Raw genomic sequence first — 5,266 nt, 5'->3', positions numbered from 1 at the left:
CGCCTGAAAATGCAGCCCGATGGCCACACCCGAATTTACACCACATTGACGGACGCAACCGTCGAAACAGAGGGGTGACCCAATGCACTTGAAATTTAACGGCAAGCTTAGCCCCAGCAGCCTCGAGCAGATCACTGGCCCTTTAATGGAGTTCCTCGAGCGGGAGGGGATCACTCAGATTGACGAGGTTTCGCTCAACCTTCGTGCGTGGCGGGGCGAGGTCCGAACGCAGATCATAAATGCTGATGCCCGGATCGTCAGCTTGTCCATTCCTGCGGAAGAGATCCTTGAGCGAGGGATACCTTCGACCTTTGCACTGCCGAAGCATTTGCAACTGCGAGATCGGCCGGACGAACTCGATCATGACGGCTTTGCGATGTTTTGGGGGCGAGATGACTGATGCCAAAAGTACAGCCTCGGTCGCCGGTTCCCCCTGATGCTGACCTCGCTGAATGGCTGCTCGTCACCAGTATGAGAACGTTTGATCCGGCCCGCAAGGAACTGCGCTTGGCGGGGAGAATCTTCAATGATCAACGCCAGCGCTACCCTGATGGCAAATGGGTCATCACCTCGGCTCTCCGAACACCGATGCGCCTTATTGTGCCGCGCGGGCTGATACGTACTCAGAACACCCGCTATCGTCTCCGCGAGAGAGGCACGCGGGAGGATATCACGCTCGACTGAGCAGGAGATCAGATGCTTGTCGTGAAAGTCGAAATATGGCCGGGAGGCCATGAAGCCAGTGCGTTTGAAATCGGGCGCATGGAAGTCGTCAATGAGAGCGGTCTATCGCAGGTGAGCGGCTATTCCGCCCATATTATTCAGCGAGACACGCCGCGATTGCAGGTGGCAGCATTCGATCTTCGCACGCAGGTACGTTCGCATGCTCGCAGCGATGGACCTTGGGCGCTTGTAAAGAGGGTGCTCGATCAAATTCGCAATGCGCAAGGGCGCGTCGTCATTGACTAGCGGGGCGGTCCTATGACTTGGACGAGCTCCTCACCGGAATGAAGCCAGATACATTCCCGAAGTCCATCGACTGAATCACCTGCCGTGAGCGACATGCGGTAAGCTTCTCAATGATGTAAAGTCGAAGAAAGGAGCAGAATGATTATCACCCTCTCCGACCTTCTGGCCGGCATTCGAGCCCGGAAGACCACGCTCGGTATCATCGACACGCCCGAACGCGCAAAACAGATGCGTAACACGGGTTTACGACGCACGCCCCGCAAACGCGCTATGCTGGACCGGATAGATGAGCGGACGCGCGCAGTTGGCGTAGAGCGATCAGCAGAACACGACATTAAATTGGGCGGAAAATGAAAGGACGACGGCTCTCGTCCGTCGTTCTTTTTACCAGGTTAGATCGCTCTGGCGTCTGCTTTAATGAACGCTATCCTCGAAATGGAAGAGAACAGACAGCTGATCTGTGCTCAAATCGTTGAACTCGGAAATGGAGAATATATTCGGCCGTAAGGCCAAAGTTATCATCGGGCCGGTAACAATTATGACTGGCGGATATCCTCCATACTCACGCGGATCAGAAGCGTCTCGACCCAATGCTCCGAGTAAGCTATCCCTTATATGCATCCGGTCCACAATATTCGGCGGAAGGATGAACACTTGAGTGGGATTGATGAGGTTGTCGCGAATTTGATCAAGCATCTCAGCTCCAGCATCCGCCACCATTGCTCGATCCTGGGCTTGCACGATTGTGGTTCTGAAACCCGCAGAATGCAAAGTCATCTCGATACTTCTGTTGAGGGCAGGATCATCAACCGCCGTAACAACTTGAATTAGATCAGTCATAGATATAAATCCCATTGCCGAAGAAGGGCCTATAAATGCCGAATCTGGCATCGACTGTCATTTAATTGACTGTCCTATAATGAGAAAAATGGGTTTTTCGGTGTTTTGAACTGATCTCGCATTTGCAACCAAAGGCACGTGGACAATACGGTCACTCGACGATCTCCCGGAGAAAAGCGAGAATGCACGGCGGCATCGGAACCTCCGAAATTCATTACTTATTCGCGCCCGAAGGGAAATCCACCACGTTATCCTGCTCGACTGGGCGCAGGCTGATGATGACCCGCTTGAGATCAATTACTTCATCGATCAAGCGCTGGTTCTTATCCCTCTCAGATTGCAGTTCGATCTGACAGATTCGGAGATCACGTTCGGCCTGAATGAGCTTATATTCATTCGCGGCAAATTTCTCCGCAATATCATCGCGCTCGGCAAATGCCCTTTTGGCAAATGAAAGTGGCTTCTCCTGTGCGGCCGTGGCTTCTCCCGTATCATCGTGAGCAACCGGGGCTGGTCTTGCACGATCTGCACACCTTTCTGCTGCCCATGAGACCAAGCGATCGACGGCGCGAAGGGATTTCTTGTGATACGGCCTGTTGAGAGTGTTTTTGTCTACGTCGGCGCGACGAAGTACCTCACGCCTAGATAGTTTGAACTGCTTCGGCCCATCACCTCGATCGACAATGTAGCGGCAGCGCCCTGTCAATGCGTCCGCCGTCCCTCTAATTTCGCGCCGAATCTGGACGATCGTCGCGGAGAGCTTCCGCCTAATTTTCTCGCGTTGCGCCGCCGCATTGGCCTGCTGCAAAGACAGTTCTGGTTCGCTCATGCGGCTTTGCTGATCAGGGCAAGGAAGCGATCATCATTGCGATAGTGATCCTTGATTTCAGGAAAAATTTCAACTTGATCGAGGATCTGAGCAGCGAAGAATTTCCGCGGCAAATCGAGTTTGTCCACGATGGCCTCGTGGTAGTGGTCGAACAGGTCCTCAATAGTCTCGTAGACCTCGTCGATCCGGAGCGACAGGTCCAAGCGAAAGCGGCACTTGGATTGGCATGCTGCGGGATCGATCTGGCGACCGCCAACTGCGCAAAGACCCGTCTGCTCCAATGCTCGAATGCAAACAACGCCAGGATAGATAATCTTAATGTCCATTGCGCCATCCAGCAGCTTCGCGGTCACGAACTGCATGAGGGTAACGCGTTGGGCCCGTTCGTTGAAAGGGATGTTCAGCTCGTCAAAGAAGCGGTCTCGTTGGGACCGGAGGGTGGCCGATGCAGGTCCGGCACTCCGGTCGAGATCCTCGACAATGTTGAGGGCGACTTCGACTCGACGCTCGCCGAGCATTTCACGCAAGTCCGCGAGAATACCCGGGTCCGCCAACAGATAGCGCATGGTCGTCATAATGTCGGAGTGACCGAACATTTCCATGACCAGCATAGGAGCGCCGGTGAGAGCCAGCAAGGCGAGTCGGGCTATCGTTTTTCGGTACCGATGCGGATGTGCTGTACCATCGTTAAGGTGGGCTAGGCCGTGTCGCTCTGCGAACTGGGTACAACGATAGTGGGGGCTGATGCGGGCCACGCCAGCACTCGTTCCGCTCATGCTCCACCAGAAACCGTCGCTGTCACGCGGCCCTAGCACTTCCGCCAATTTTGCCTGAGTTTTGAGCCAGCCGACGACCTGCGCGGGTATAGGCCAATTCCGTTTATCGCCGAGGGAGGTCCGAGACGGTTTCATCGTCCGGCCTTCGACGATGCCAAACTCGTCCACCGTGCCAGCTTCCCTTAAAACGACCGAGCGCTTGAGCGAAAGGACTTCGCTCTTCCGTCCTCCGGACAGCAATAGAAGAATGTGTAAAATTGAGTCAACGTGCCGGCTGATCAGACGTTCAAGCTCGTCCCATTTTGTCGGCGGGAACACTAGACAATCGCAAGTAAATGGTATTTCAGTGAGCGGCGACCCATCAGATTTAGTCCATTTGAAGTCCGCGAGCTTCTGTTTCCACGCCTCGGTGCGCGCTAATCGTACAGTCTGGGGTTTCGGCGCACCTTTTCGTCCGCGAGGAAACCATTCTGCGCGATTTTCTTCCATATCTGGATGATTTTCGAAAATGGTGGCGAGATTGGGACCGATTTCATTCAGGTAGAAGTAGCACCGACGACCCATTTCCGTGACGTATCTGTCAGATAAAGGGAGGTATGTTACATCACTGGGAGGAGCTTCGATTTCATTGGAGTAATTCTCGTGATCATCGAAGGCATCAGAAATATCATCGGCGATAAAGGCGTCGCCTCCACTATTGCCTGCCGATGGAAGAGACTGTCCAGGGTAGTCAGCAATGAAGCCTCGGCGCCCATATTCAGCGAGCCCTTGCAGGTGCGTCAATAGTCTAGTGGTATGCTTTTTACGCCCCTTCGACGCTGCATCGAGCAATTCATCCCAATCAGTGGCGCTGAGTGACGCAAAAGAAAACTTTCCACGAGCAATCATATCGCCAGCAAACTCGTTCAGAACGCTCTGTCTCGCTTTCAGTCCAGGCAAGCGAATAGGGTTCTTGATCGGCGCCACCATCGATAGCACAAGAAAGCGCTTGATCGTGTTTAGCAGTCCATCGCCTCCCAGCGCTCTCAGGTCGCAGGGTAGGCGATGACAAATGCTGCGTTGGGATGGTTGAAGATGTGGCATCAATTCTTCTGGCCACAGCCAATCATCGTCGCTCATTTTGCTGCCGGGGTGTGTAGCAGTCGGTAGGGTGATGATTGCGTTTTCTGGGATAGCCAGATTTGCGTCCGATAGTCTATCGAGCGCTAATGCCTCCTCCTGAAGGAATACCTCATGGCAATAGTCCAGAAAGAGGTCGATCTTCATGCTACGATCCCTCGATTAGCTAGCCTTCGGGCGCCTACGGAGGCGGTGCCAAACATTGGCCGAGGCGGGCGCGCCTTTACTGCCTTGATGGCATCAGCTTGCACCTTGGGCGCGTACTGCCTGAAAATTTCTTCGGCTGCCTCGAGCCGCTCCCCATAGTCGCTTTCAGTCCATGCAATGATATCAATCGAGGATTTGAGCTGCTCAAGCCGGGATATTTCTCGCGCCACATAGATTGCTGTATCAAATGTGGGGTAAGCCCGACTGCACCCATCATAGCAATTCTGCACAGTGCACATCTCTCCGTGTCGGTGGGATGGGTCGATATGGGCATCCGGCTTTGTTGGATCCGAGCACTGCATGCCTTGGGCGGATATGGAGGTGCCTGACGCCAGTGTGCCACCCTCTTCCTCCGTTAGGCGGCCGCTGGAAACCAAGCTTCGGATGATATCGGGAGCAGTCGACTGACCAGTCTGGAATTGCCGCAATAGTGCTCCGCCCAGATCGAGCCAGTCACGACGATGCTGTCAACCGGCGCGCAAAACTGACCCCCTATCGGCGCCCAATATTGACCCCACCTTTCGGT

7 protein-coding genes are annotated in these 5,266 nt (G+C 54.2%); 4 read left to right on the top strand and 3 right to left on the bottom strand.

Annotated features, from left to right (window positions below):
• The first annotated feature begins 82 nt into the window (after positions 1–82).
• From NTCA1_RS27865 to NTCA1_RS27850, 4 genes are all read left to right on the top strand, one after another.
• Positions 83–400 carry a hypothetical protein gene (locus NTCA1_RS27865; protein WP_037516061.1) on the top strand — a complete coding sequence of 106 codons (318 nt, stop codon included), beginning with the start codon at positions 83–85 and terminating at the stop codon, positions 398–400.
• The gene (locus NTCA1_RS27860; protein WP_037516064.1) at positions 400–684 is read left to right on the top strand and encodes a hypothetical protein; all 285 of its coding nucleotides are present in this window, start codon (positions 400–402) and stop codon (positions 682–684) included. Before NTCA1_RS27865 ends, NTCA1_RS27860 begins: the two co-directional genes overlap by 1 nt.
• A gap of 12 nt (positions 685–696) precedes the next feature.
• On the top strand, positions 697–969 hold the full coding sequence (locus tag NTCA1_RS27855; protein WP_037516067.1) for a hypothetical protein: 273 nt from the start codon (positions 697–699) through the stop codon (positions 967–969).
• 138 nt (positions 970–1,107) lie between these two features.
• The gene (locus NTCA1_RS27850; RefSeq protein ID WP_037516069.1) at positions 1,108–1,323 is read left to right on the top strand and encodes a hypothetical protein; all 216 of its coding nucleotides are present in this window, start codon (positions 1,108–1,110) and stop codon (positions 1,321–1,323) included.
• Between the two features lie 60 nt (positions 1,324–1,383).
• On the opposite strand, the gene NTCA1_RS27845 is transcribed toward NTCA1_RS27850, so the two are convergent.
• From NTCA1_RS27845 to NTCA1_RS27835, 3 genes are all read right to left on the bottom strand, one after another.
• A complete protein-coding gene (locus tag NTCA1_RS27845; protein WP_037516071.1) occupies positions 1,384–1,809 on the bottom strand; it encodes a hypothetical protein in 426 nt (141 codons plus the stop codon).
• 214 nt (positions 1,810–2,023) lie between these two features.
• A complete protein-coding gene (locus NTCA1_RS27840; RefSeq protein ID WP_037516072.1) occupies positions 2,024–2,638 on the bottom strand; it encodes a hypothetical protein in 615 nt (204 codons plus the stop codon).
• A complete protein-coding gene (locus NTCA1_RS27835) occupies positions 2,635–4,680 on the bottom strand; it encodes a site-specific integrase (RefSeq protein ID WP_037516073.1) in 2,046 nt (681 codons plus the stop codon). Before NTCA1_RS27835 ends, NTCA1_RS27840 begins: the two co-directional genes overlap by 4 nt.
• Between the last annotated feature and the right edge of the window lie 586 nt (positions 4,681–5,266).

Origin of the sequence: Novosphingobium sp. TCA1, from assembly GCF_009811895.1 — a bacterium.
Lineage (GTDB): Bacteria > Pseudomonadota > Alphaproteobacteria > Sphingomonadales > Sphingomonadaceae > Novosphingobium > Novosphingobium panipatense_A.
Note: the sequence above shows the minus strand (reverse complement) of the source record. Positions and strands in the feature narration are given on the sequence as shown.